The following is a 26,703-nucleotide window of genomic DNA, read 5'->3' as shown; positions in this document are numbered from 1 at the left end:
CAAGCGGATTGACGGCCGGTGCGTCTCAGCCGGTGGTGCGCAGCTCCGGGACCGGGGTGAAGCGCTCCTGCTCCAGGGCGTGCACCCGGGCCGCGCCGATGTCGAAGTACAGGCCCGTGAGCTCCAGCCTGCCCGCCCGTACGCGCGCGTCCACGAGGGGGTGGGTCCGCAGGTTGTCGAGCTGCTGGATGACGTTGATCCGGCACAGCCGGTCGAGTGGCCCGGCGTCGTCGGCGTCCTGCCCGGGCCCGGCGGCGACGAACCGGGCCAGGCTCTGCCGTCCGTGCCGCAGCCAGGCGCGCAGCGCCGGCAGGTCGGGCAGCTCGCCGAGCAGGGCGGCCATCGCGCCGCACCCGGAGTGCCCGCAGACGGTGATCGTGCGGACCTCCAGCACGTTCACGGCGTACTCGATCGCCGCCGCCATCGAGTCGTCCGGCGGGACCGCGCCCGCCCTCGGCACGAGGTTGCCGATGTTGCGCACCGTGAACAGGTCGCCGGGGCCGCTCGCGGTGATGATGTTGGGCACGATCCGCGAGTCGGCGCAGGTGATGAACAGGTGCGACGGCGACTGCTTGCGGGCCATCCGGGTGAACAGGGGACGGGCCATCGGCGCCGTCCTGCGCTGGAACTCCCGCGTTCCCTTCAGGAGGTCGGGCACGCCCTGCGGCTCGCAGATCACGGCGTCGCCGTCGCCCGCGGCGCTCCCGCCGTCCGCCTCGATCACCTCGAAGGACCCGTACGAGTGCGCGCCATCGGGGCGCCGGTAGGCCCAGGGCAGCCACCAGCGGTCGTGCCGGGGCGGGATCCTCGCGGGGAAGAGCCGGGCTCCGTTGATCGCGGCGGAGTACCACTCGCCGTGCGTCTCGTCCACGTCGACCTCGCCGCCGGCGCGTTCGTGCTCCAGCCGCCAGTCGTGCAGCGCCACGAAGGCGGCGTTGTCCATGAAGTCGAGGTGCAGGTCGAGCTCCACCGCCGACCCCGCCGGGATGGCGCGCAGCGCCTCGGTCAGCCGGGGCACGCCGAGGAACGTCAGCGATCCGGTGACGACGACCCGCCAGCGGCGCTCGCCGTCCTGGCGCACGTCGACCGAGACCCACGCGAGCCGGCGCAGGGCGAGCAGGGCGGCCAGCGCGAGGCCGATCGCCACGCCCTCGGCGAGCCCGATCAGCACGACCCCGGCCATCGTCACGACGTACACCGGCACCTCGCGGTGGTTGCGCAGGTTCCGCACGTGCCCGAGGTTGACCATCTGCACGCCGATGAACAGCAGCAGCGCCGCGAGCGCCTCCAGGGGGATCAGCGCGATCATCCAGGCGAAGGCCGTGGTGAACAGCAGCACCCACCCGCCGTGCAGGACCGTGGACCAGCGGCTGCGGGCGCCCGCCCGCGCGTTCGTGGTCGTACGGACGACGACCCCCGCCACCGGCAGGCCGCCGAGCACGCCGGACACCACGTTTCCCACGCCCTGCGCGGTGAGCTCGCGGTCGAGGTCGGCGCGGGGGCCGTCGTGCAGGCGGTTGGACGACACGGCGGTCAGCAGCGACTCCACCCCCGACAGGAGGGCGACGAGCAGGACGGCCCCGGCGATCGCGTGCCAGTCGCCCTGCGGCGCGAGCGGCGTCTGGACGGAGGAGAACCCGCCGCCGAGGTCGACCTTCGTCAGGTCCCAGCCCGCGACCCCCGCCGTCAGCGTCGCGATCACCAGCGCCGCCAGTGGGGCGGGCACGGCACGCAGCCGGGGGATCCGGCCCCACACCAGCAGGACCGCGATCGTCAGCACCCCGATCAGCACGGCGTGCGTGTGGTTGTTGACGATCTGGGCGGGCAGTTCGAGAACGTTCCCCAGCGCGGAGCGCTGCGGGCTGCCGCCGAGCACGATGTGCAGCTGGGAGAGCGCGATCAGCACGCCGAGCCCGGCCAGCATGCCGTGGACGACGGCGGGGGAGACCCCCAGGGCCGCCCGCGCCACCCGCAGCGCGCCGAGCCCGAGCTGGAGCAGCCCGGCCATGGCCGTGATCGCGCACGTCGCGCGCCAGCCGTACGTGTGGACCAGTTCCGCGACGACCAGGGAGAGCCCGGCGGTCGGGCCGCTCACCTGGACGACGGACCCGCCGAGCGCACCCACGACCAACCCGCCGACCACGGCCGCGATGAGGCCCGCCGCGAGCGGAGCGCCGGACGCGACCGCTACGCCGAGTGACAACGGCACGGCCACCAGGAAGACGACGACTGAGGCGGGCACGTCATGGCGGAGCACGGACTTCCAGTCACGACGCGAGATCGTCCCGTCACTGATGGTCATGGGCCGACGATACGTCAGCCACGAAGCCCGTCACCAGGCAGGAGACGGCAAAGTCACCGATAGTAGTCGGGATAGTCGGTGTCGGGGTCGCGGTGGCTGCCCCGGCGGCGGCCGCCGGCCGACGTGGAGGCGTCGCCGTACAGCTCGTCGTAGGAGGGCCAGCTTCCGCCCATGTTCTGCTCGGGCCACGACGACTGCGTGCCGCCGTACCCCTGCTGCTGGTCGTAGCCGTACTGGCTCTGCCCCGACGGCGCGTCGTAGCCCGCCGACTCGTACGGCGAGGCGGAACCGGGCGTGGCGCCCGGCACGCTGTCGGAGGCGTCGATCGACGCCCAGCCAGGGTTCACCTCGTACGACGGCGTGGCCTGTGGTGCGTCCGGCGACGCGGCCGGATAGGAGGGCTGACCGGTGTGGTCCGCCTGGTAGCCGTCGTAGGACGGAGTCTGGTAGGTCTCGGCGTTCGGCCAGGAGGACGAGCCGTGCGACGGCTCGGGGTCGTCCAGCACGTCCCGGGCTGCCGCCCAGCCCGGAGCGGGAGCCGAGGCGGCGGGGACCGGAGGATAGCTGCCGGCCACCGGCCACCCGGGGTCGGTGGCACTGCCCTGGTTGCCGGGAACGGGGGTGCCGGCGGCCGGCTCCTGGGTGGGGGAGTACGAGGGGCGCGCGGCCGGGAACGGGCCTGTGGAGGCCTGGGAGGGGTCGTAGGCGTCGGCGCGGGCCGGCTGGCGGGCCGTCCACGGGTCGAAGTCGCTCTGCGGCGCAGGCTCGGCCAGGGCGTCGGCGGGCTGGGCAATGGGTTGAACGGGGGGCTGCACCAGGGGCGTGGCCGCCTCGAACGCGCCGCTGCCGCGGGCCGAGTCGTAGTTGCCCATGACGAAGGTCCCGGTCTCCGGGATGGGAGAGGCCGTCGCCGCGTCGTAGGAGCCGGCGGCGTGACCGTCGTAGGAGCCCGCGCCGCCGGCGGCCGGGAACGGGCCGGTGGCCGCCGCGCGGTTGAAGAAGCCGGTGTCCCCGGACGCGGCCATCGGGCCGGTGTTCGCCTGGACGCCGTCCAGGGCGTCGGCGCCCTGCGGAGCCGGATACGCACCGGTGCCCGACGGCGTGCCGAACGGGCCGGTGCCCGCGGACGCCGGGAAGGGGCCGGTGCCGGGGGGGACGTCGTAGGAACCGCTCGGCTGACCCGAGTCGGCGGCAGCGGCGGCCGCGGCGCGGCGGGCCGCTCGCGACGACCTGCCGGACCTGCCCGGCCTGCCACCCTGCGCACCGGCCGGTGTCGCTCCGGTCGAGGGGGCGTCGAACGGGCCGGTGCCGGGGGAGCCGGCCGCTTCCAGCGGGTCGGGCGTCGGCGCGGCGAACGTCATGGTCTTCTGCTCGGCCATCGCCGAGGCGGGGACGGGGGCGTCGGCGCGACCGGCCGCGGGGCGCGGGGGCAGGGGAGCCTGCACGGTCACCGCGTCGGCGTCGGCCGCCTGCTCCTGAGGCGCGCCCGCCGGGCCGGAGGTGTCCTTGACGGGCCGGGGGGTGGCCATCCTCGCGGCGATCGTGCCGCCGAAGCCGCCCTCGTCGGCGCGTACGCGCGACCAGTAGTCGTCGTCGTAGTCGTCCGGCTCGCCCCACTCGTCCACGCCGCGCTTGCCGCGGGTGGCGGCGGGCTGCTTGCCGCCGCGCTGCGCGGGCCGCGCCTGCCGGCTTCCGGGGCGGGTGCTCGCGGGCCGCGGCTTGGGGGCCTCGGGCTCGGGCTCCTCGAAGGCGTCGAACCCCTTGGGGAAGCTCTCGAAGAACGTCTCCTCGGCCGGCCGGCGTGGCTTGGGACCCTTGTTCTCGGCCATCGCCTTGATGCGCTCGGAAGAGAGAGCGCTCTCTCTGCGGTTCATCGACCGCATGCCCAGCGCCACGACCAGCAGCACGAGAAGCACGACGGCGACAAGACCGACAATGACCGCAGTCATAGCACCACCTTCAAGGCCATGGCCTTTCTGCGGCGCCGGTGAGGTCGCGCGGCCATCGACGCGACCTGCCCCCTCTGGCCACCTGCGCTCAGCAATTGGAACCGATTCTGCTCGACCACAATGACCGTTGTCACACCCTAGGTGAAGATTGGTGTAGCACGACTACCTCCGGTGCCCAGCATGTCACTCGATCGTGTTCGCCGTGAGGCGTCCACGTGCGATGGTGTGGCTCGCGATGCTCTCCAGCGTCCGCGCGAGGCCGGCACCCTGCTCGAGGCTGAGCTTGGCGTCCAACGCGTAGACAGTGAAACGGTAGCTGCCATCGGTCCGGCATGGGGGCGTATAGCCCACCTTCCCGCTCGTCGTCCTGCCCAGCCGGGCGCCCCGGGGGACGTCGTCCATGCCGAGCTCGGTCGTGTCGGGATTGATGTCGAACACCACCCAGTGCACCTCCGGACCGCCATGCGTGCTGCTGTCGTCGACCACGAGGGCCACGGACTTCGCGCCCGACGTGCCCGACCAGCGAAGAGGCGGGTTCCCCTGCCCCCCCTTGCAGGAGTAGTCCTGCGGCAGGGGGGCGCCGTCGCGGAACTGCGGGCTGGACACGCTGATGACGTCGAGGTTCCTCGGCGATCCGCCGCCGATGATCGCACAGCCCTGCGTGGCCAGCATGAGCGCCGTCACCGTGACGGCGGCTCCCGCGACCGCTGATTTTCTCGGCGACCCCATGCCCGATGATGCTACGCGGATTGGACAGGTGCCCCGACCGCATCGCGATGATCCGTACACCCGCCCATGCCCGCGTTGGCCGGTTGACCTCCGCTTTCTCGCCGTACGATCCCTATGACCGAAAAGTGAGTGTGGAGCGCTCCGGAGCTCAGCAGGTGACGTCGGCGGGCGGCAGCGTCCCGGTGGTGAGGAAGGCGTCGACCGCGCCGTTGAGGCAGGCGTTGCCGTACGCGGGGTAGGGCGCGTGGGTGTGGGCGTCGATGGTGACCATGCGCGACCCGCGGATCCGCGCGGCGACGGCGCGGCTGTTGGCGATCGGCACGGCCACGTCTCGCAGCGCGGCGGTCACCAGGACCCCGGGCGACCGGTTGGCCGACAGCCGCACCGGCTCGTCCTCGATCCGCGGCCAGAACGCGCACGGGGTGATGTTGGCGTTGGCCGGCCCGAACAGCGGATACCGCTCGCCGTAGGAGGCGAGGTCGCGCAGGTAGTCGCGGGGGTCGCGCGGCCAGGGCCCGTCCCCGCACCGGTAGGCGATGTTGGTCGCGGTGTGGTTGTCGGCGGGCACGCCGGGCACTCCGGCCGGGGGCAGCGGGCGCAGGGGGAACGGCACGAACGGCTCCCGCCCCGCGGCGAGGGCGGCGAAGGCCGCCGCGACGAGGCCGAAGGACCGCTCGTCGTAGATGCCCACCACCAGCAGCGTCCCCAGCTCGCCTAAGTCCCAGGCGTGGCCCGCCACGACGATCGGGGCCGTCCGGGCGCGGCGGATGAGCCCCGAGACGGCGTCGGTGACCTTCTGCGCGGTGTCGCCGAGCCCGTAGTCGGCGTTCCGCTGGGCGGTCCAGGCGGCGAAGGCGGCCGTCCCTGCCTCGAAGGCCGGGGTGCGGGCCAGTTCGTACGCCCGCCAGACCGTGTCCGGGTTGGGCGGGCTGTCCAGCACGAACCTGTCGACCCGGCGGGGGAACAACGTGCTGTAGACGGCCCCGAGCATGCCGGCGTAGGAGCCGCCGAGGTAGGAGATCTTCTCCTCGCCGAGCGCGGCGCGGATGACGTCCATGTCCCTCGCGGCGTTCGCCGTGGTGGCGTGGGGCAGTGCCCACCCGGCGGCGCGCACGCAGGCACGGGCGTACGCGCGGGCCTCGGCCGCGTCGGCGGGGAAGCTCCCGGAGGTGGCGGTGCGGACCCAGTAGCCGCCGGGCTCCTCCACGTCCTGGCCGCAGCCGATGGGCGTGCTGCGCTCGACGAACCGCATGTCGAAGCCGATGAGGTCGTAACGCGCCCGCACCTCGGAGGACAGCAGAGGAGCCAGGCTCGACGGCAGCGGGACGCCCGGCCCGCCGGGGCCGCCACCTGTGGTGAGCAGCACCCCACGGCGGCGGGTGGGGTCGGTCGCGGGCAGCCGTGAGACGACGATCGTGATTTTCCGGCCGTGGGGACGGTGGTAGTCCAGCGGAACGGCGACCTCCGCGCACCGCAGGGCCGCGTCGGCGACCCCCGCGCAGTCGCCCCAATGCAGCTCCTGCCGCCCGAACCGACCCGCCGCGCCGTCTGTACTGTCCGCGCCCGGCCCAGCCGCCGCCGCGTTGTCTGTGCCCCGCTCGGCCGCTACCGCGCCGTCCGCGGCCTGCGCGGCCGCCGCCGGTGGTGCGGCCAGCACCACCGCGAGCCCGGCGGCGAACACCGCGACGAGCACACGCCGCGCCCCACTCATTTGGTACGCCATCCCGCACGGCCTCCTGATCACGTGAATGCCGTGGATCATGGACGACGTGCCGCACCGCACGCCACCCGCCGCGGTCCGGGCACCGGCTCTAAGGGAGGGCGCGCAGTTCCGGGGCACCTCACCCCGGTCCGCGCGTGAAACTTTCTCGCGGGCGCGCCCCGCGCGTGCGAAAGTCCCCGGAACGGACCGCCGGCGTCGACATATCAGCCGGACGGTGCCCTCCGGGCGCCGTTGGCCCACACGGAGCCTGGCCGCGCGAGATCATCGACCTCTTCGGCTACGCCGCCTGCTACCGCGGCGAGCTCGAAGCGATCGCGTCGGCGGAGAGCCGCCACAGCACAAGCGGATGGATACCGCGACGGCTCCACTCACGGTCGGCGATGGGTTGAGGAGTAGGGCTAGAGCTGCCGCGCTCGTCAGTCCTGCTTGCGCGCTCCGAACATGATCTCGTCCCAGGTCGGTACGGAGGCCCGTCGGCCGCGCGACTTCCGAGGACGCGGGGGAGCGGGCTTCGGCACCGGAGGAGCGGGAGTCTCGGGCTTCGACTCCTTCGGACCATCCTTGGCGGTGTCCTTCGGGCTGTCCTTCAACCCGTCCTTGGCGCCGCCCTTGGCCTCGTCTCCCGTGCGGTCTCCCGCTCGCCTCGGTCGCGGCTGAGGAGCCCTGGCCGCCTCAGCGGGCGGTGCGGGCGCGGGAACAGCGGGCCGCGTCTCCTGGCCCGTGTCAGCCGCGGCGGCGGGTGCGGCAGGCTCCGCTGCCGGTACGGCAGGCGGGGCAGCGGTGTCTGTGGCACTGTCCGCAGCGGCTTCCGTCCCAGCACCCGCCGGAGTGCTCGCCACGGTGTCCGTCTTCGTCTTCGTGGCCGCTGCCGTGGCTGGAGCGGCTGTGGCGTCGGCTGCCGCCGGGCTGGCCACCGCCGCGGGGGCGCTGCCGTCGGTGTTCGCCGTCCCGCCGCTTACGGCGGTGTCGGTATCCGATGCGCCGGCGCTCGCCGTGTCCGCCACGCCGCCGGTTGTCGTGTCTCCAGTCGACGCAGCGGGTGCTGGGCTGTCCTGCGCACCTGGAGTGCCGCCGTCGGACGTGTCCGCGCTCCCTGCGTCCGGGGCCGCAGACCCCGCGGTCACGTCGGTGGCGATGCTCGGTGCTTCGGTCGCCTTCGCCACGGCCGCCGCCTGTTGCGGCGCATCGGTGCCAGGGTCCTGTACGGCAGGAGCGTCGTCGTCCGCGCTCGCGGCTGCCGCAGGGGCCGCTGCCGCTGAATCGTGGGCAGACGACACGTCGGCGCGCGCAGGGGCGGGTGTTGCGACGTCGTGTGCCGCAGCGTCTTCCACCGGATGGGCAGCGGCGTCCGATTCGCGAGCATCGGCATCCGCCTTCGGGGCGGGTGTCGTAGCGGCGGACGGAACGTCCGTCGTTGCCTGCGGCGCCGACTCAGCGGCAGGCGCGGGCCGTGTGTCGCCGTCAGCGACGGTCGCAGCGGCAGACGGAGTATCGGAACCGGGTGTGACCGCCACAGCGGTCTCCTTGGCGTCCAACGCCGTCGTGGGGCCGGGCCGCGAATCCGCCGACACGTCATCGGCGGCGGTCCGAGAGCCGGCCGGGGCGCTATCGGAGGCGGTTTGAGAGCCTGTGGCGGCGTCGGCGTGAGCATCCGGCACCGGGGAGGGCGTGACGGTCTGCACCGCAGACGTCGTGTCCGCACCCGAATCCGTCTGCTCGCCGACAGGGCCATCCTGGCTCGCCATGAGCCCCGTCGGCGCGTCCGCGCCACGCTCCGCTTCCACTGCGGAGGTCGCGGACATGGCCTGCGCTGTGGTGTCCGTCGCGGTGGTGCTCTGCGCCGCGGGGGGCGCGGAGACGGCAGGCGTGGCCGCAGGCTCGGGTTCGGTCTGCGCAGGAGGCGCGGCTGTCGCGGCAGTGTCCGGGGCCGAAGCAGGCTCTGGTTCCGTCCGGGCCGGGGGCAGCGCGTACGCCGCGACCTCCGGGGCTGGGGCGGGCCGCGCGGGCGGGGCAGGCGGCGCGGCCGGGGACACGGGCGCGGCAGCGTCGTGTGGGTCCCGGCTCACGGCAGGAGCGGGCTGAGGCGCGTCGTACGGATCCCGGCTCGCCGGGGGAGCGGCCGGGGCGGCGTCGTAGGGGTCGCGGGCCGGCGGGAGGGCGGGCGGGGCGACCGGTTCGGGCGCGGGGATCAGCGACTGCGGCAGCCGGAAGGGCACGGGGGTGAGCTCCGGCCGGTAGGCGGCCAGCTCCTCCTCGGACGGGTCCGTCCGTCCGGGGTCGCGCCGCGCGGCGGGGTCCTGCTGCCGACCGGGCTCCGGGCGCAGCGGAGCGCCCAGCCGCGGCAGCGGCTCGACGAAAGCTGCGGGCTCGGCAAAGGCCGCGGGCTCGGCCCGCGGCGGCTCATATCTCACCGGCTCGGCGGCGCGCATGGGCTCGGGACGCACCGGCTCGGCACGCGCGGGCTCGGGACGCGACGGCTCATAGCGCACCGGCTCGGGGCGGAACGAGGACTCGTCGCGGCTGCGGACCTCGTTGGGCAGCGGCGGCACGGGGGCGAGCTTGCTGGCGAGGCGGGGCACGAACGGCCGTACGGTGGCGTCGTCCGCCTGGTCCGGCTCGACGTACTCGGCGGCCGACAGGCGCATGGCCTCGTCGCCGTTCGGGGTGATGTGGCGGCGGCGGGGGTCGAAGAGCCACTCGGCGTGCCGGGTGTGGCCGTTCCAGACGAAGCCGAGCCGCACCCGCCAGAGGTTGTCGTCGCGCTTGGCCGAGTCCCAGTCGATCTCGTCGGCGGGCACGCCGCGCCGGGTGAGCCGCTCGGCCACCAGCTCGCCGAGCGTCGGCCCGGGGGTGTTCTCGCCGGGCATCCGGACGGGGACCCGCTGGGCCTGCTGGGCCATGTACTCGCGCTCCTGGAGAACGGGCCCCTCGAACCAGCGGACTCGTTCCACCGGGATGCCGGCGGTGGCCGCGATCTCCTCCGCCGTCTCGCCGGCACGGATGCGCGCCTGGATCTCCTTGGGACGCAACGGGCTCTCCACTTCGATCTCGTACTGGCCGAGACGGGAGAAGTTGCCGCGAACCGCAGCACGGAGCCGGTCGTCGACGGGCAGCGTGAAGCGCGTGCCCCGCCCGGCCGTCGCCAGGACGAGGTACGTTCCGTCTTCACTCACCGCGACGAGACGGAGCTCCTGCATGCGAGTCCCTTCGTCGTCGTGCTCTGTCTTCCCCCGGACCCTTGAGTCTCTCGCGTGAACCGGTTGCCTTCCAGCACCGTACCCGGCATGTCCGAACATCGCCTCGCCAGGAGGCGAGGCAGGTGTTGTGACCCCGGTCACATTTTTGACGTTCACTTCGCCGCAACCCGTCGGTCATGATCGACCAGAGGAAAGGCGGCGCCCGGAACGCGAGAGTGTGGGTCGTGTCTCGGATGGCGCGCGCCCACGGCCCGTCCGTACGGCCTGGCGACGGCGCACGTGCCGTACGCCGTGCGGCCGGACCTGCGGGAGGGTCTCATTACTGCGTTGCTCCCTCGGTTCGAGTGGCGCGCCGGGCTCCGGTCTGCCCGTGCTCCGCAATGTGCCTGCCCCGGGGGAGGCTCGGGCAACGCGACACGCGGAAGACGCCGGACCGTGGAGAGGGACTTTACGCGGCGATGGGGTCAGCCATCCCGCGACGCGCCGAGGACCCGGTCGAGGTAATCGTTGGCGAACAGCCCGTGAGGGTCCATCTCCCGCCGCAGCGCCACGAAGTCGCCGAACCGGGGATAGACGCCGCGCAGGTAGTCCGCGTCGCGGGTGTGCAGCTTGCCCCAGTGGGGCCGGCCCTCCAGCCGGGTCATGATCTCCTCGACGCCCGCGAAGTACTCCGGGTCGGGCGCGCCCCGGTAGACGTGGCAGGCGACGTACGCCGAGTCCCGGCCGTACGCGGTGGACAGCCAGGCGTCCGAGGGCGGCGTGACCCTGACCTCCACCGGGAACGTGACCGGCCGGCCCGAGCGGTCCAGCAGGTCGCGGACCTCCCGCAGGGCGCGCGCGAGGTGGCGGCGCGGGATCGCGTACTCCGTCTCCAGGAAGCGGACCTCCCGGACGGAGGTGAAGACGCGGTGGGAGGCGTCCACGAACTCCGACGTCCCCAGCAGCCGGGCGGACGCCCGGTTGATCGCGGGCACCGCGCGGGGGAAGCGCGCCCCGAGGGCGCAGGCCGCGCCGAACGCCGTGTTCTCCAGGAACACCTCGTCGAGCCACCTCTTGAACGCCGTGGGCGGCCGGGCCGGGCCGGCGTCGCGGTTGTTGCGCTTGACCAGGCAGGTGTCGGTGTGCGGCAGCCAGAAGAAGTCGAGATGGTCGTCGGCCCCGGTCAGGTCGTCGAGCGTGTCGAGGATCCGGCCGAACGCCATCGGCTCCCGCCGCGCGCGCAGCAGGAACGCGGGCTCGACCCGGAACGTGACGGCGGTGAGGATGCCGAGCGCGCCCAGCCCGACCCGGGCCGCGTCGAACAGGTCGCCCTCCCGTACGGTCGCGACCGAGCCGTCGGCGAGCACCATCTCCAGCTCGGCGACCTGGTCGGCGAGCCCTCCGGTGTGCCTGCCGGAGCCGTGGGTGCCGGTCTGGATCGCCCCGGCGGCGGTCTGCGCGGTGATGTCGCCCATGTTGGCGAGCGCGAGCCCCCGGCGGTGGAGTTCCTCATTGAGCGCGTGGAGCGGCGTGCCCGCGGCCACCTTCACCCAGCCGTCGCCCGCGCCGAGCACCCCGGTAAGAGCGTTCGGCCGCAGCAGGACGCCGTCGGTCAGCGCCACGCCGGTGAACGAGTGCCCGGTGCCGGTCATGCGGACCCGGCGGCCCGCTCTCGCGGCGTCCCGTACGGCGTCCGCGACCTCGGCGGCCGAGGCGGGCGTGCGCACCTCGGCGGGCGTGACCGACTGGTTGCGCGCCCAGTTGACGAAGGCGTCCATGCTCTCCATCCAGTGGCCTGGCAGTGAACGTGAACACTACTCATGAACGCCCGCGCTGCCTACACGCCGAAAAAGAGCGTCAGCCGGCTCGCTGCCGTACGCGGGCCAGCGCCGACCCGCCGAGACCGACCGCGACGGCGAGCAGCGCGCACGCGTAGGAGAAGCCGTACGCGTTGGACGCGCCGTAGGCGTCGGTGAGCCGCCCGCCCGCCCACGCGCCGACGGCCACCCCGAGGCCGATGGACGTGGAGATCCACGCCATGCCCTCGGTGAGCTGCCCGGCCGGCACCATCCGCTCGACGAGCGAGAACCCGGTGATCAGCGTGGGGGAGATCGACAGCCCGGCGAGGAAGAGCGCGAGGGCCATCGCGCGGATGTCGTCCATCAGCAGCACCGGGGTGAACCCGGCCGCGAACAGCGACAGCCCCCGCACGAACCGGCTGCGCAGGCCGATCTTCCAGTGCCGGGAGCCGAACCACAGGCCCGAGATCATGCTGCCGGCCGCGACCGAGGCGAGCAGCAGCCCGGCCGCCGCCTTGTTGCCGTGCTCGTCGGCGAAGGCCACGGTGATGATGTCGACCGAGCCGAACACCGCGCCCATGGCGAGGAAGACGGCCGACAGCAGCGCCACCCCCGGGATCGCGATCGGCGACCCGCCCGCCCTCTGGTGCCGGACGACCGGCGGCTCGGTGCCGCGCAGGCAGGCGAAGACCAGCGTGCCCGACAGGGCCAGGATGATCGTCGCGATGAGCCCGGCGTAGGCGTTGACGCCCGTCGTCAGCGCGGTCACGAACGCCGGGCCGCCGACGAAGATCAGCTCGTCGGCCACCGACTCGAACGAGAACGCCGTGTGCAGCCGTGAGGGGTCGTCGAGCACGTGCGACCAGCGGGCCCGGACCATGGAGCCCAGCGACAGGCCGGTGGCGCCGGACGCGACGCCCGCCGCGTAGAGAGCCCACTGGGGGGTCCGGGCGTGCGCGCACAGCATCAGCGCGCTGATCGAGGCGGCGTGCAGGAGGATGAACGGGACGAGCACCCGCGACTGGCCGAAGCGGTCCACGAGCCGCCCCGACAGGGGCGCGGCGATCGCGAAGGCCACCGAGACGGTCGCCGCGACCGCCCCGGCCGTCGCGTACGACCCGGTGACGGCGTTGACGAGCAGGATGACCCCGATGCCGAGCATCGACATGGGCGCCCGGCCCACGAACCCCGCGAAAACGAAGCCCTTGACTCCGGGCGTGCCGAACAGCCCGCGATACGGCCCGACCATTGGTGTTCCCCTTCAGCACGATGGTGCGTGTGCGTCCGGGCCGGCCGTTCGGACAGCGGCGGCGGCCTGCGGAATGTTCCGGTGAGAACTCCCGAGGCACGCGGACGTCGTAGATTTCCGGTTTCGACCATCGCCTGCCCGCCTATCATGGGGCAAGTGATTTTCCGTCGCCGGGGGTGCGGGGTCTGACTGTGCTTTCCCGCTCTTCCTACGCTACCGGGCGCATCCGTCCCGTCGTGACCGGGCTCGCGGTCGTGATCGTCAGTGTGCTCGCCATGGGTGTCGCCGCCCTCGTGACCCGGCCCGACGCCGATGCGCTCGCGGCCGGTGACCGGCCGCGTCCGGACAAGGCGCTGCCGGCCGCGCGGGCCACCACGGCCGCCCTCCTGCCCGACCGCACGCTGCCGTCGAGCGCGCCCGTCGCGGGCGGCCCGGGCGTGCAGGTCACGCCGCCGCAGCTCCTGGCGATCTCCCCGGCCACGGTCCCGGCGGGCACGCTCCGCAAGGTCGCCAAGCTGCCGCACGTGCAGAAGGTGGCGGTCGCCGACGGCGGCGCCGTGCACGTCTCCGGTACGGCCCTGCGCCTGCTCGCGGTCGACCCGGCGCAGTTCCGCTCCTGGACCCCCAAGCGGGTCGCCGAGCACCCGGAGGTGTGGAGCGCGCTCGCCCGGGGCGAGATGGTCGCCGACAGCGGGACGATCAAGCGGCTCGGCATGGAGCTGGGCGTGGACTACCAGATCGACGGCGGCCCCCGGCTGCGGGTCGCCGCCTCGGCCTCGCTCGGGCTGCCCGACATCGACGGGCTGGTCAGCCGGGACGTGGGGCAGCGGCTCGGCTTCCCCGGCGGGGTCGTGGTGCTCGTGCACGGCGACCCCGGCAAGGTGGACCGGGACGCGGTCGCCCGCCTGCTCGGCAAGGGCGCGCAGGTCGTGCGGATCGGCCCGGAGAGCGAAGGGCCGAAGGCCGCGCAGCCGCGGGGCCAGGCCCTGGTGGGCCGGCCGGAGAGCTACCTCGACCTCTACCAGCGTTCGGCGACCGTCTGCCCAGGCCTCTCCTGGACCGTCCTCGCCGCGATCGGCCAGGTGGAGAGCAGCCACGGCCGCAACAACGGCCCGTCGTCCGCCGGGGCGCTCGGGCCGATGCAGTTCATGCCCGCCACCTGGAAGTCGTACGGCGTGGACGGCGACGGCGACGGCAAGGCGGACATCTGGAGCCCCTTCGACGCGGTGCCGTCGGCGGCCACGTACCTGTGCGCCAACGGGGCGGGCCAGGGCGGCGAGAAGCTCAGGAAGTCCGTGTGGTTCTACAACCACTCCTGGGACTACGTGAACAAGGTGCTGTCGCTCGCGGACGCCTACGCCCGCACGTACGCCTCCTGACCCAGGACCCTAGGAAGGCCGGCGGGCGGGGGCCGGGCAGCAGGTGCCCGGGCACGGCGCGGGCGCGGGTTCGGCGAGCAGCTCGGCCACCATCGAGACGAACCGCGGATGGGTGCCGGCGGTCGCGGCCCTGGTGAGCGGCATCCCGAGCTTGCCGGCCAGGTCGGCGGCCTCCGTGTCGAGGTCGTAGACGACCTCCATGTGGTCGGACACGAACCCGATCGGCACCAGCGTCACGGCCGGCACGCCCTCGGCGTGCAGCGCCTCCAGGTGGTCGCAGACGTCCGGCTCCAGCCACGGGACCTGCGGCGGGCCGCTGCGGCTCTGCCACACCAGGTCCCACGGCCGTCCCGCGTCCACCTGCTCGACCACCAGCCGCGCGGTCTCGCGCAGCTCGGCCTCGTACGCGCCCCCGGACGGGCCGGCGGTGCGCGCCATGGAGACGGGGATGCTGTGCGCGGTGAAGACGAGCCGGGCGCCGGTCCGCACGTCCTCGGGCAGCGCGGCGAGCGCCTCGCGGGTGTGGTCGGCCATCGCGGCCACGAAGCCGGGATGGTCGTAGTAGTGGCGCAGCTTGACGATCTCGGGAGCCCCCGGCACGGCGGCGCGGGCCCGGTCGATGTCGTCGAGATACTGCCGGCAGCTCGAATAGGAGCGGTAGGCCGCGGTGACGAAGGCCGCCGCCCGGCGCACGCCGTCCTCCTTCATCCGCCGGACCGTGTCCTCCAGGAACGGATGCCAGTTGCGGTTGCCCCAGTAGACCGGAAGGTCCACATCCAGCGCGTCGATCAGCTCACGGCACTGCCGGTTGATCGGGCTGACCCCGCCGAACCGCTGGTAGTGCGCCTCGACCTCCAGCAGCCGCTCACGCGGCACGCCCCGGCCGCGTACGACGTTCTCCAGGAACGGCATGACGTCCTCGGGCCCTTCCGGCCCCCCGAACGAGACGACGAGCAGAGCGTCGTAGCCCGCGTCAGACCCCGTGGTGCTCCCCATGAACGACAACACTATCGGGGGGTCGAGCCGGGCGGCCCGGGCGAGTAGGTTCGAGCGGTGACCCAATTTCCCGGCACCCGCGAGTTCCCCGACATCCGCGAGTACATGGCCCTGCCGCGCGTGGCGTCGCTGCGACTGTCACCCGACGGAACCCGGCTCGTGTCCGTGGTCCAGTCCCTCAACCCCGACGGCAAGTCGTACGGAACGGCGCTGTGGGAGATCCCCCTCACCCCTGACGGTGAGCCGCACCGGCTGACGCGGTCGGCGAAGGGGGAGGCGGGCGCGGAGTTCGCCCCCGGCGGAGACCTGCTGTTCGTCTCCCGGCGGCCCGACGAGACGGTCAAGGAGCCCGGCGGCGAGGTGCCCGCGCTGTGGCTGCTGCCCGCGCGGGGCGAGCCCGTACGGCTGGCCACCCGCCCCGGCGGGATCGGCGCGGTCCGGGCGGCCGGTGACGTGGTGGTCTACGCCTCCGAGGTGCTGCCCGGCGACGCCGCGACCGAGGAGGAGCGCCGCAAGGGCCGCGAGGACGACGGCGTCAGCGCGATCCTGCACGAGGGCTACCCGATCCGCTTCTGGGACCACGACCTCGGCCCGGCGCAGCCCCGGCTCTTCGCGGGCCGCGCCGCCCGGGACGGCCTGGAGGACGTGCGGGACCTGACCCCCGAGCCGGGCGGCGCGCTGCGCGACGCCTCCTTCGCGGTCGTCCCCGACGGCTCGACCGTGATCGCCGCCTGGCGGGAGTTCCTGCCGAACGGCGGGGGGCGCACCGACCTGGTCGCCATCGACGTCGCGGACGGGTCGCGGCGGACGCTCGCGACCTCGCCGGAGCACGACTTCGGCGGGCCGGTCCTGGTGTCGCCCGACGGGCGGCACGTCGCCTGCACCCGCGAGCGGCACGCCACCGAGCAGGTCTCGGCCACGGTCGACCTGTGGGTGATCGACCTGGACACCGGGGTGGGACGGGCCGTCGCCGAGGAGATCTTCCCGGCGTCGGTCGCGTGGGCGCCCTCGTCGGAGGAGCTCTACGTCGCCGCCGACGACCGGGGCCGCCGCCCGGTCTTCCGGGTCGCCCTCGACGCGCCTTCCGACGCGGCGCTGACCCGGTTGACCTCGGACGACGGCGCCTATGCCGAGCTGTGCCCGGCCGCTGGAGGGGTGGTCTACGCCGTGCGCGGCGCGGTCGACTCGCCGCCCGCGCCGGTGCGGATCGCCCCGGACGGCACGGTGACCACGCTGCCCTCGCCCGTTCCGGCGCTCGACCTGCCCGGCACCCTGACCGAGGTCACCGCCACGGCCGACGACGGCACCGAGATCCGGGGCTGGCTGGTCGTCCCCGCGGAGGCGACCGCCGAGAGCCCGGCGCCGTTCCTGCTGTGGATCCACGGCGGGCCGCTCGGGAGCTGGAACGACTGGAGCTGGCGCTGGAACCCCTGGCTGATGGCCAGGCACGGATACGCCGTGCTGCTGCCCGACCCCTGCCTGTCCACCGGGTACGGCCAGGCAATGATCGACCGGGGCTGGGGCGACTGGGGCCCGGTCACCCACGCCGACCTGATGGCGATCACCGACGAGTGCCTGAAGCGGCCGGAGATCGACGAGCAGCGGACGGCCGCGATGGGCGGGTCGTTCGGCGGTTACATGGCCAACTGGGTCGCCGGGCACACCGACCGCTTCCAGGCGATCGTGACGCACGCCTCCCTGTGGAACCTGGAGCAGTTCGCGGGCACCACGGACGACGCGGACTACTGGTATCGCGAGTTCGGCGCGCCCGGCTCGGCCCGCTACGAGCGCCTCTCGCCCCACCGGTGGCTCGGCGAGATCAGGACGCCGATGCTGGTGATCCACGGCGACAAGGACTACCGCGTGCCGATCGGCGAGGCCCTGCGGCTGTGGTGGGACCTCCAGCGGTCGGGGGCCGAGGCGAAGTTCCTCTACTTCCCCGACGAGAACCACTGGGTGCTCAAGCCCGGCAACGCGATCGCGTGGTACGAGACCGTCCTGGCCTTCCTGGCCCAGCACGTGCTCGGGGAGGAGTGGCGACGCCCGGCCTCCCTGCGGTGACCACCCGAGATCACTCGATCCCGGTTTGGGAGGATGTGCGGGTTACCCGTGGCCGTTCCGTTCCGGCGGACGGCCGCGGGTGATCACGGACGATCACCGACTCGATAGGGGGCACACCGGCATGGACGACCGTGTACGGGAGGAGGAGCTGCTGGACCTGGCGGCCCGCATAGCGGAGGAGGCCGGTCAGATGCTGCTCGCCAAGCGGCCCGCGCGGCCCGAGGTGCTCGCCACCAAGTCGAGCCCCACCGACGTCGTCACCGCGCTGGACCGGGCCGCCGAGGAACTGATCCGCGCCCGCATCGCCGAGGCCAGGCCGCGTGACGCGGTCCTCGGCGAGGAGGGCGGCGACACCCCCGGCGAGGGCGTGGTCCGCTGGGTCGTCGACCCCATCGACGGCACGGTCAACTTCCTGTACGGCGTGCCGGACTGGGCGGTCAGCATCGGCGTCGAGGTGGACGGTGAGATCGTCGCGGGGGCGGTCAACAACGTCCCGCGCGGCGAGCTGTTCACCGCCCGCCGGGGCGGCGGCGCGTGGCTGCGGGGCGAGCGGCTGCGCTGCAACACCGGCGTCCCGCTCGACCGTGCGCTCGTCGCGACCGGCTTCGGCTACGGCGCCGCCCGGCGCCGCGTGCAGGCCGAGGTGGTCGCGCAGGTGGTGCCGAGGGTCAGGGACATCCGGCGGGGCGGCTCCTGCGCGATCGACCTCTGCTCGGTGGCGGCCGGCCGGGTCGACGCCTACTACGAGCGCGGCGCCAACTACTGGGACCACGCCGCGGCCGGGCTGGTCGCCGCCGAGGCGGGGGCGCGGGTCGGCGGCCTGAACGGCAAACCGGTCAGCCCCGACATGGTGCTGTGCGCCGCGCCGGGCCTCTTCGAGGAACTGCACGACCTGCTCGTCCCCCTCGACCCCGAGCGGGACTGACCGCCACACCCCCGGGCTTGTCCCCGGCACAGGCGAGGGGGCCCGCCGTCCGGCGGGCCCCCTCGTCAGGTGACGGTGCGGTCAGCGGTTGATGGAGACGCCGTGATCCTCCGCGAGGCGGTGCAGGTCCTCGATCTCGGCGGTGAGGGTGTCGGCGAGGAAGTCGTCCCCGCTCGTCGTGGCCTCTTCAAGACCCTTGTAGGCCTGGTCGAGCCTGGATTCGATCGTGGTCGTGAACTCGCCCATCTCACCTTCTTTCTCAGGGGGCGGACGTGGCACGGGGACGCCGGCGCGGAATCCGCTCAGGAGAGACGCGCCTACCCCGGCACACGACAATGGAGGGTGCCCGGGGCCATACCCATAACAGGACTCAGCGCAAACCTGTGAATTTCTGTGCTCTACGTCACGTAGAGTGCCGGGGCCGCTTACCGGCGGCTTACGCCGGTCAGGGCCACAATGAGGCGTCCGTACCAGCGAGGAGGACCTGATGCGCGTGCTAGTGGTGGAGGACGAGAGGGTGCTCGCGGACGCGATCGCCACCGGCCTCCGCCGGGAGGCGATGGCCGTGGACGTCGCCTACGACGGCGCCGCCGCCCTGGAGAAGACCGGGTACATCGACTACGACGTGATCGTGCTCGACCGCGACCTGCCGAAGGTCCACGGTGACGAGGTGGCCCGCCGCCTGGTCGCGGAGCGGTCCGCCTCGCGGATCATCATGCTCACCGCGGCGGGCGACGTCGACGCCAAGGTGGAGGGGCTGGAGCTCGGCGCCGACGACTACCTGGCCAAGCCGTTCGTCTTCATGGAGCTCGTGGCCCGGGTGCGCGCGCTCGGCCGCCGGTCCGCGCCGGCGCTGCCGCCCGTGCTGGAGCGGGCCGGGATCCGGCTCGACCCCGGCAAGCGCCAGGTGGCCCGGGACGGCGCGGAGATCCACCTCACCAAGAAGGAGTTCGCGGTGCTGGAGGAGCTGATGCGCGCCGAGGGCGCGGTCGTGAGCCAGGAGGACCTGCTCGACAAGGCATGGGACGAGAACATCGACCCGTTCACCAACGTGGTCAGGGTGACGATGATGACCCTGCGCAAGAAGCTGGGCGACCCGCCGGTCATCGAGACCGTGCCGGGCGTCGGCTACCGGCTGTGACGCGCGGCCGGATGTCGGACCCGATGGGCACCGGTCCCTACCGCAGCCAGGTTCCGCCGCCGCCCAGCGGGCCGCCCGCCTGGGACGGCCCGCCGCCGCTGGTCGCCCACCCCGTCCAGCGGGCCAACATCCTCGACGAGATGCGGTCGCTGCAGAACCGCGTGAGCATCCGCTGGCGGCTGACCCTCACGTACGCCGCGCTGGTCTTCGTCGCCGGCGCGCTGCTGGTGATGGTCATGTACGTGCTGGTCGGCCACGCGATCAACGTCGGCTGGCAGAGCGTGCCGAAGATCCTGCTGCCGCCGAGCGTGCCGCAGGAGGTGATCGACGAGTTCAACAACAACTACGCCAACCTCCAGGCGGAGGCCACGGCGGCGGCGCGGGGCGAGCTGCTGCAGCGGTCGCTGCTGGCGCTGCTGGGCGTGGGCATCTTCGCCCTGATCCTCGGCTACGTCGTGGCCGACCGGGCGCTGCGGCCGATCATCAAGATGACGACCACCGCGCGGAAGCTGTCGGAGACCTCCCTCGCCCACGAGCGCATCGACCTCCAGGGCCCCGACGACGAGCTGAAGGAGCTGGCCGACACGTTCGACGCCATGCTGACCCGGCTCAACACCGCCTTCGACGCCCAGCGGAGGTTCGTGGACAACGCCTCGCACGAGCTGCGCACGCCGCTGGCGATCAACCGCACCGTGCTGGAGGTCGCCCTGTCCGACCCCGAGGCGTCGGACGACCTCAAGGTGCTCGGGCGCACGCTCCTCGGCACCACCGCCCGCAACGAGCGGCTCATCGAGGGCCTGTTGCTGCTCGCCCGCAGCGAGCGGGAGCTGTCGGTGCGCAAACCCGTGGACGTGCAGGAGGTGGCGAGGACGGCGGTGGAGCAGCTGGCCGCCTACGCGGAGGAGGAAGAGGTCGTGGTCGAACACGACCTTCATCCCGCCGCCACGACGGGAGATCCCGTTCTCGTCGAACGCTGCCTCTCGAACCTCGTGGAGAACGGCATCAAACACAATCTTGGTCCCGGCGGAAAAGTATGGGTCCGTACGGGAATGGTGGACGGGGGTGCGGTTGTTCAGGTCGCGAACACGGGACCGCACGTTCCCGCGTACGAGGTGGAGAGCCTGTTCGAGCCGTTCCGGCGGCTGAATGCCGACCGGGTTCAGTCCGCCAAAGGCGCGGGTCTCGGCCTGTCCATCGTGCGCGCGATCGTCCGGGCGCACGGCGGAACGGTCGTCGCCGTCCCCCGCGACGGGGGCGGGCTCGTGGTGACGGTGCGACTCTCCGGAAACGGGGTTTCTCCGGGGATGCCGCAGTCGGCGCGCTGATGGAGCGTGCGCGCCGTACATGTGGTTGGATGTGCCGTCGAACACGGTGGGGATACCGCCGATACTGTGGTTTTCGCCATATTTGGCTAACCGCAGTCCCCGGCGGTGCACGCCACCCGTGTCGGGAGGTTCAGTGTTCGTTCAAGCGGGTACCGATTGCACGATTTTCCGGCCCCCGCGGGCACAACACCGGCCTCCCGAGCGTTAAGACGCGCGACACAGGCGCAGGCAGATAGATGAGGGGGATGGAGTAGCAGATGGCTACCGACTACGACAGCCCGCGTAAGACCGACGACGATCTCAGCGAGGACAGCCTCCAGGAACTACAGGCGCGCCGCAGCGACAAGTCGTCGGGCAGCATCGACATCGACGAGACCGATCTGGCCGAGTCGCTGGAGCTGCCGGGGGCGGACCTGTCGAACGAGGAGCTCTCGCTTCGGGTGATTCCTCGGCAGGCCGACGAATTCACCTGCTCGCGGTGCTTCCTGGTGCACCACCGCAGCCAGCTGGCCTCGGAGAAGAACGGCCAGCAGGTCTGCCGCGAGTGTGCCGCCTAGGAGACCCTGAGGAGGGTCCGTGACTTCAGACGCGGATCGGACGAACGACGAGGTGGCCGACCTGGTCGGCAAACTCGTGGCCCCTGAGGAGACGGACGGGGCCGAGCGGCGACGGCTGCTCGGCCGCCTCAGCAAGGCCTTGGCGCAGTCCGCCAGGAAGGCGCGCGAGCGCGGCACCGGCCGGGGCCGGTGGCTCGCCGACGTCTTCATGAACATCGCCCCGCGGTTACCGATCAGGGACCTGGAGACGCTGCGGGAGCACCACTACGGGCTCACCGGCGACCAGCTCGCCGACGACCTCGTCCGCACCGCCGCCAAGGCGACCACGGCGGTCGGCGCGGTCGGCGGAGCGCTCGCCGCCGCCGAGTTCGCCGCCCCGCCCCTGCTGCTGTCCGCGCCCGCCCAGATCGTCGCCGAGACGCTCGTCGTGGCGGCCATCGAGGTGAAGCTCCTCGCCGAGCTCCACGAGGTGTACGGCGTGCAGGTGCCCGGCAACGGCACCCAGAGGGCGGCCGCGTTCGCCCTCGCCTGGTCGAAACAGCGGGGCGTCAATCCCCTCGCCCCCGGCTCGGCCACGATCGCGCTCGGCACCGCCGCGAAGACCGCGCTGCGCAACCGCCTGATGCGCACGCTCGGCCGGCACCTCACCACCCTCGGCCCCTTCCTCACCGGCGCGGTGGCGGGCGCCGCCCTCAACCGGGCCGCCACCAAGAAGCTCGCCGCCGCCGTGCGCGCGGACCTGCAGCGCCGGCACGCCCTCCCGCCGAGCTGACCCGGTTCCCGGCCCGTCCTCTCCGCCGTCATTCCCGCCGTCCCATGCCGTCCCCGCACGCCTCCGGCGACGGCCGTTGGTCCAGGTGACCATCCCAATCGGCACTTCCCGTCCGTCCCGATGTTCCGGGTAGAGAAGTGTCACCGATTGGTCTAAACCACTTGGCGAGGCCCCGTGAGCTGCGTGAGATCATTCTCACAGTTTCAACTGTGAATTGTGCACGTCATTACGGGTATGGGGTCGCCTGGTGGCTTTCCGTATGGTGGTCACAGACGACCCTGGAGGGTTCATGCGTGATGGCACCAGCTCTTTTCTGATCGTCGCGAACCGGCTGCCGGTGGACCGCGTGGGGGAGAACGAGTGGCGTCGGAGCCCCGGAGGCCTGGTGACCGCCATCGCGCCCGTCATGCAGCGGCGTGACGGCGCCTGGCTCGGCTGGACCGGCGCGGCGGGAGAGGAGCTCAAGCCGTTCGACCACGACGGCATGCACCTGATCCCCGTGCCGCTCTCGCAGCTGGAGGTCGAGCTCTACTACGAGGGGTTCTCCAACGCCACCCTGTGGCCGCTGTACCACGACGTGGTCGCCACCCCGGTCTACTCCCGGGTGCTCTGGGACGCCTACAAGGCGGTCAACGACCGGTTCGCCCGGGCCGCCGCCGAGGCCGCCGCCCCCGGCGCGGTCGTGTGGGTGCAGGACTACCAGCTCCAGCTCGTGCCGGCCATGCTGCGCAAGCTGCGGCCCGACCTGAAGATCGGGTTCTTCCTGCACATTCCCTTCCCGCCGGGCGAGCTGTTCTACCAGCTCCCCTGGCGCAACGAGATCCTGGAGGGCCTGCTCGGCGCCGACCTGGTCGGCTTCCAGCGGCCGGGCGGCGCCGCCAACTTCCTGCGCCTGTGCCGCCGCCTGCTCGGCGTGCAGTACCTGCGCAACGAGATCCAGCTGGAGGACCGGACGGTGCGCGCCGAGTCGTTCCCGATCTCGGTCGACTTCGGCGAGCTGGACCAGCTCGTCCGCGAGCCGCGCGTCCAGCAGCGGGCCAGGGAGATCCGGGCCGAACTGGGCGACCCCGAGCACATGCTGCTCGGCGTCGACCGGCTCGACTACACCAAGGGCATCGGCCAGCGGCTCAAGGCGTTCGGCGAGCTGCTCGACGACGGGTCGGTCAAGCCGGGCGAGGCGGTGTTCGTCCAGGTCGCGACGCCGACCCGGGAGCGGGTCGCCGAATACATCCGGCTGCGCAACGACATCGAGCTGCGGGTGGGCCGGATCAACGGCGAGCACGGCATGCTCGGCCGCCATCCGATCTCCTACCTGCACCAGTCGTACAACAAGGAGGAGCTGGCCGCGTTGTACTGCGCGGCCGACGTCATGGTCGTCACGCCGCTGCGCGACGGCATGAACCTCGTCGCCAAGGAGTACGTCGCCTGCCGCCACGACCTGCGCGGCGCGCTGGTGCTGAGCGAGTTCGCCGGGGCCGCCGACGAGATGCGCCAGGCCTACATGGTCAACCCGTACGACATCGCCGGGATGAAGCGCGCGATGCTGGCCGCGATGCGGGCGACCCCGCACGAGCTCGCCCGCCGGATGCGCTCGCTGCGGCGCAGGGTCGCCTCACACAACGTGGACAGGTGGGCCAGTGACTTCCTCACGGCCCTGGAGTCCGGGGAGCCGGTGCCTACGGAGTGAGGTCGCGGGCGGCGTCCTTCCAGGAGCGCCACTTCCTGGCCGCCGCCCGGGTCGCCACGATCCGGGTGACCTCGATGCCGAGGCCCATCACGACGGCGTAGGCGATCGCCTCGCCGAGGCCGATGTCCGGGGAGTCGGCGCTCGCCGGGGGCTCCTTGCCGGTCGCCTTCTCCCAGGCGTACGCCAGCACCTTGCGGGAGGCGAAGCCCACCGCGAGGCCCAGCAGTCCGCCGATGATTCGCCACTGCATGTCGGGCTTTTCCGACAGGCCGAGTTCCCGCTTGGCCGCGCGAGCCGTGTCCGCCATGATTCCTCCTCCATAACGACCTTAGTGTCTCCCCTCGGGGAGATGCGCCACGCCATACCATGTGGTGGCATGACCGAACAGCGACTCCCCGCAGCCATGCCCGAGAAACCTGCTCTCGACGGCCTGGAGGCGGTATGGGTAGCGCGCTGGGAGGCCGACGGGACCTACCGGTTCGACCGGTCCCGCGGCAGGGACGAGATCTACTCCATCGACACGCCGCCGCCGACCGTGTCCGGATCCCTCCACGTGGGGCACGTCTTCTCCTACACGCACACGGACACGATCGCCAGATACCGGCGGATGCGGGGACGCGAGGTCTTCTACCCGATGGGGTGGGACGATAACGGCCTGCCCACCGAGCGCCGCGTGCAGAACCACTTCGGCGTCCGCTGCGACCCCTCCGTGCCGTACGACCCGGACTTCACGCCGCCGGAGAAGCCGGACGCCAAGCGGCAGGAGCCGATCTCGCGCCGCAACTTCATCGAGCTGTGCGAGCGGCTCACCGCCGAGGACGAGAAGGCCTTCGAGGAGCTGTGGCGCCGCCTCGGCCTGTCGGTGGACTGGTCGCTGACCTACGCGACCATCGACGCCGGCGCCCGGGCCGCCTCGCAGCGGGCGTTCCTGCGGGGCCTCGCCCGCGGCGAGGCGTACGTCGCCGAGGCGCCCACCCTGTGGGACGTGACGTTCCGCACCGCCGTGGCCCAGGCCGAGCTGGAGGACCGGGAGTGGCCCGGCGCCTTCCACCGCATCGGCTTCGACCTGTCGCCCGCGCAGCGCGAGCAGGGGTTCGGCGAGCGCGTGTGGATCGAGACGACCCGGCCCGAGCTGATCCCGGCCTGCGTGGCCCTGGTCGCCCACCCCGACGACGAGCGGTACCGGCCGCTCTTCGGCACCACCGTGCGCACCCCGGTCTTCGGGGTCGAGGTGCCGGTCGTGGCCCACCACCTGGCCGAGCCGGACAAGGGCTCGGGCATCGCGATGATCTGCACCTTCGGCGACGTGACCGACGTGACCTGGTGGCGCGAGCTCGACCTGCCGACCCGGCCGGTGATCGGCTGGGACGGCCGCCTGCTCCCCGAGCCGCCGCACGGCGTGCCCGCCGGGCCGTACGCCGAGCTGGCGGGCCGCACCGTGCACGGCGCGCGGGAGCGGATCGTCGGGATGCTGCGCGAGTCGGGTCACCTGGACGGCGAGCCGCGCGCCATCCGGCGGCCGGTGAAGTTCTACGAGAAGGGCGACCGCCCGCTGGAGATCGTCACCACCCGGCAGTGGTACATCCGCAACGGCGGCCGGGACCTCGCCCTGCGCCGCGCGCTGCTCGACCGGGGCGGGGAGCTGGAGTGGCACCCGCCGCACATGCGGGTCAGGTACGACAACTGGGTGGAGGGCCTGGCCGGCGACTGGCTGATCTCGCGCCAGCGGTTCTTCGGCGTGCCGATCCCGGTCTGGTATCCCCTCGACGCCGAGGGCGAGCCCGTCTATGAGGCGCCGATCACCCCGCCGGAGGGGGCGCTGCCCGTCGACCCCTCCAGCGACGTGCCGCCCGGCTACACCGAGGACCAGCGCGGCAAGCCGCTCGGCTTCGCCGGCGACCCCGACGTCATGGACACGTGGGCGACCTCCTCGCTGACCCCGCAGATCGCCGCCGGGTGGGAGCGCGACGACGACCTGTTCCGCCGCGTGTTCCCGATGGACCTGCGGCCCCAGGCCCACGAGATCATCCGTACCTGGCTGTTCTCGACGGTCGTGCGGTCGCACCTGGAGCACGGCGGGCTGCCCTGGCGGCACGCGGCGATCTCCGGGTGGATCCTCGACCCCGACCGCAAGAAGATGTCGAAGTCCAAGGGCAACGTGGTCACGCCCATGGGCCTGCTGGAGGAGCACGGCTCCGACGCGGTCCGCTACTGGGCGGCGAGCGGCCGGCCCGGCACCGACACCGCCTTCGACACGGGCCAGATCAAGATCGGCCGGCGGCTGGCCATCAAGATCCTGAACGCGTCGAAGTTCGTGCTGGGCTTCACGTCGGGCGGGGGAGGGGAGGTCACCGAGCCGGTCGACCTGTCCATGCTGGCCGCGCTGCGGACGGTCGTCGACGAGGCCACCGAGGCGTTCGAGGCGTACGACTACACGCGGGCGCTGGAGCGGACCGAGCGGTTCTTCTGGTCGTTCTGCGACGACTACGTGGAGCTGGTCAAGGCCCGCGCGTACGCCGGGGACGCGTCGGCGGTCGCCGCCCTGCGCGCGGCGCTCGGCGTGCTGCTCCGGCTGTTCGCGCCGTTCCTGCCGTTCGTGACCGAGGAGGTCTGGTCGTGGTGGCGGGAGGGGTCGGTGCACCGCGCCGCCTGGCCGTCTCCGGAGGACCTGCCCGAGGCGGAGCGCGGCGACCCCGCGGTGCTGGAGGCGGTGGCCGAGGTGCTGCGCCGGGTGCGGCGGGCCAAGTCGGAGGCCCGGAAGTCCATGCGGGCCGAGGTGTCCCGGCTGACCGTGTCGGGGGACCAGGCCGGCCTCGTCAGGCTCGCCCAGGACGACCTGTGCGCGGCGGGCAACGTCGAGGAGTTCGTCCTGGAGCCCGGCGACGCCCCCCTCGACGCCGTGGCCGAACTGGCCGGCTGACGGAGCCGCCGGC

The 26,703-nt window shown here is 72.9% G+C and carries 19 protein-coding genes; 9 read left to right on the top strand and 10 right to left on the bottom strand.

Annotation, left to right across the window (positions count from 1 at the left end):
- Positions 1 to 25: 25 nt before the first annotated feature.
- The 7 genes from F5972_RS06290 to F5972_RS06260 form a co-directional block, all read right to left on the bottom strand.
- Entirely contained in the window at positions 26 to 2,302 is a 2,277-nt protein-coding gene (locus F5972_RS06290; protein ID WP_150931977.1) for a SulP family inorganic anion transporter, read from the bottom strand.
- Between the two features lie 53 nt (positions 2,303 to 2,355).
- Positions 2,356 to 4,251, bottom strand: coding sequence for a hypothetical protein (locus tag F5972_RS06285; protein WP_150931974.1), 1,896 nt, complete (start codon positions 4,249 to 4,251; stop codon positions 2,356 to 2,358).
- Between the two features lie 183 nt (positions 4,252 to 4,434).
- Positions 4,435 to 4,980 (bottom strand): YbhB/YbcL family Raf kinase inhibitor-like protein, encoded by a 546-nt coding sequence (locus F5972_RS06280; protein ID WP_225311210.1) that lies wholly within the window; start codon positions 4,978 to 4,980, stop codon positions 4,435 to 4,437.
- A 148-nt stretch (positions 4,981 to 5,128) separates the two neighbouring features.
- Positions 5,129 to 6,691: an alpha/beta fold hydrolase gene (locus tag F5972_RS06275; protein ID WP_150931972.1), complete on the bottom strand. Its 1,563-nt coding sequence runs from the start codon at positions 6,689 to 6,691 to the stop codon at positions 5,129 to 5,131.
- A gap of 428 nt (positions 6,692 to 7,119) precedes the next feature.
- Positions 7,120 to 9,900, bottom strand: a complete 2,781-nt coding sequence (sepH, locus tag F5972_RS37840) for a septation protein SepH (protein ID WP_225311209.1) — start codon at positions 9,898 to 9,900, stop codon at positions 7,120 to 7,122.
- Between the two features lie 464 nt (positions 9,901 to 10,364).
- Complete coding sequence (locus tag F5972_RS06265) at positions 10,365 to 11,657, bottom strand: D-arabinono-1,4-lactone oxidase (RefSeq protein WP_150931970.1); 1,293 nt, start codon at positions 11,655 to 11,657, stop codon at positions 10,365 to 10,367.
- Positions 11,658 to 11,736: 79 nt separating this feature from the next.
- Complete coding sequence (locus tag F5972_RS06260) at positions 11,737 to 12,927, bottom strand: MFS transporter (RefSeq protein WP_150931968.1); 1,191 nt, start codon at positions 12,925 to 12,927, stop codon at positions 11,737 to 11,739.
- 236 nt (positions 12,928 to 13,163) lie between these two features.
- On the opposite strand from F5972_RS06260, the gene F5972_RS06255 reads away from it, so the two are divergent.
- Complete coding sequence (locus tag F5972_RS06255; protein WP_225311208.1) at positions 13,164 to 14,306, top strand: lytic transglycosylase domain-containing protein; 1,143 nt, start codon at positions 13,164 to 13,166, stop codon at positions 14,304 to 14,306.
- 9 nt (positions 14,307 to 14,315) lie between these two features.
- On the opposite strand, the gene F5972_RS06250 is transcribed toward F5972_RS06255, so the two are convergent.
- On the bottom strand, positions 14,316 to 15,302 hold the full coding sequence (locus F5972_RS06250) for a ferrochelatase (protein WP_150931966.1): 987 nt from the start codon (positions 15,300 to 15,302) through the stop codon (positions 14,316 to 14,318).
- Between the two features lie 105 nt (positions 15,303 to 15,407).
- Here F5972_RS06250 and F5972_RS06245 point away from each other — a divergent pair, with 105 nt between their 5' ends.
- A complete protein-coding gene (locus F5972_RS06245) occupies positions 15,408 to 17,363 on the top strand; it encodes a S9 family peptidase (RefSeq protein WP_150932620.1) in 1,956 nt (651 codons plus the stop codon).
- Between the two features lie 121 nt (positions 17,364 to 17,484).
- Entirely contained in the window at positions 17,485 to 18,288 is an 804-nt protein-coding gene (locus F5972_RS06240) for an inositol monophosphatase family protein (protein ID WP_150931964.1), read from the top strand.
- An 81-nt stretch (positions 18,289 to 18,369) separates the two neighbouring features.
- Here the strand turns inward: F5972_RS06240 and F5972_RS36960 are convergent, their stop codons facing one another.
- Positions 18,370 to 18,534 carry a hypothetical protein gene (locus F5972_RS36960; protein ID WP_165900481.1) on the bottom strand — a complete coding sequence of 55 codons (165 nt, stop codon included), beginning with the start codon at positions 18,532 to 18,534 and terminating at the stop codon, positions 18,370 to 18,372.
- A 241-nt stretch (positions 18,535 to 18,775) separates the two neighbouring features.
- On the opposite strand from F5972_RS36960, the gene F5972_RS06235 reads away from it, so the two are divergent.
- The 5 genes from F5972_RS06235 (at position 18,776) to F5972_RS06215 (ending at position 23,770) form a co-directional block, all read left to right on the top strand.
- The gene (locus tag F5972_RS06235) at positions 18,776 to 19,429 is read left to right on the top strand and encodes a response regulator transcription factor (protein WP_111698089.1); all 654 of its coding nucleotides are present in this window, start codon (positions 18,776 to 18,778) and stop codon (positions 19,427 to 19,429) included.
- An 11-nt stretch (positions 19,430 to 19,440) separates the two neighbouring features.
- Positions 19,441 to 20,754, top strand: coding sequence for a sensor histidine kinase (locus tag F5972_RS06230; protein ID WP_404803039.1), 1,314 nt, complete (start codon positions 19,441 to 19,443; stop codon positions 20,752 to 20,754).
- A gap of 257 nt (positions 20,755 to 21,011) precedes the next feature.
- A complete protein-coding gene (locus F5972_RS06225; RefSeq protein ID WP_030454398.1) occupies positions 21,012 to 21,311 on the top strand; it encodes a DUF4193 domain-containing protein in 300 nt (99 codons plus the stop codon).
- Between the two features lie 19 nt (positions 21,312 to 21,330).
- Positions 21,331 to 22,083, top strand: a complete 753-nt coding sequence (locus tag F5972_RS06220) for a hypothetical protein (RefSeq protein ID WP_225311206.1) — start codon at positions 21,331 to 21,333, stop codon at positions 22,081 to 22,083.
- 289 nt (positions 22,084 to 22,372) lie between these two features.
- Positions 22,373 to 23,770 (top strand): alpha,alpha-trehalose-phosphate synthase (UDP-forming), encoded by a 1,398-nt coding sequence (locus tag F5972_RS06215; protein ID WP_150931962.1) that lies wholly within the window; start codon positions 22,373 to 22,375, stop codon positions 23,768 to 23,770.
- On the opposite strand, the gene F5972_RS06210 is transcribed toward F5972_RS06215, so the two are convergent.
- Positions 23,760 to 24,077 (bottom strand): DUF4235 domain-containing protein, encoded by a 318-nt coding sequence (locus F5972_RS06210; protein WP_187406012.1) that lies wholly within the window; start codon positions 24,075 to 24,077, stop codon positions 23,760 to 23,762. The genes F5972_RS06215 and F5972_RS06210 overlap by 11 nt on opposite strands.
- A 69-nt stretch (positions 24,078 to 24,146) precedes the next feature.
- On the opposite strand from F5972_RS06210, the gene valS reads away from it, so the two are divergent.
- Positions 24,147 to 26,690 (top strand): valine--tRNA ligase, encoded by a 2,544-nt coding sequence (valS, locus tag F5972_RS06205; protein ID WP_150931960.1) that lies wholly within the window; start codon positions 24,147 to 24,149, stop codon positions 26,688 to 26,690.
- Positions 26,691 to 26,703: the final 13 nt, after the last annotated feature.

Source organism: Microbispora cellulosiformans (assembly GCF_008728085.1).
Taxonomy (GTDB): Bacteria; Actinomycetota; Actinomycetes; order Streptosporangiales; family Streptosporangiaceae; genus Microbispora; species Microbispora amethystogenes.
Note: the sequence above shows the minus strand (reverse complement) of the source record. Positions and strands in the feature narration are given on the sequence as shown.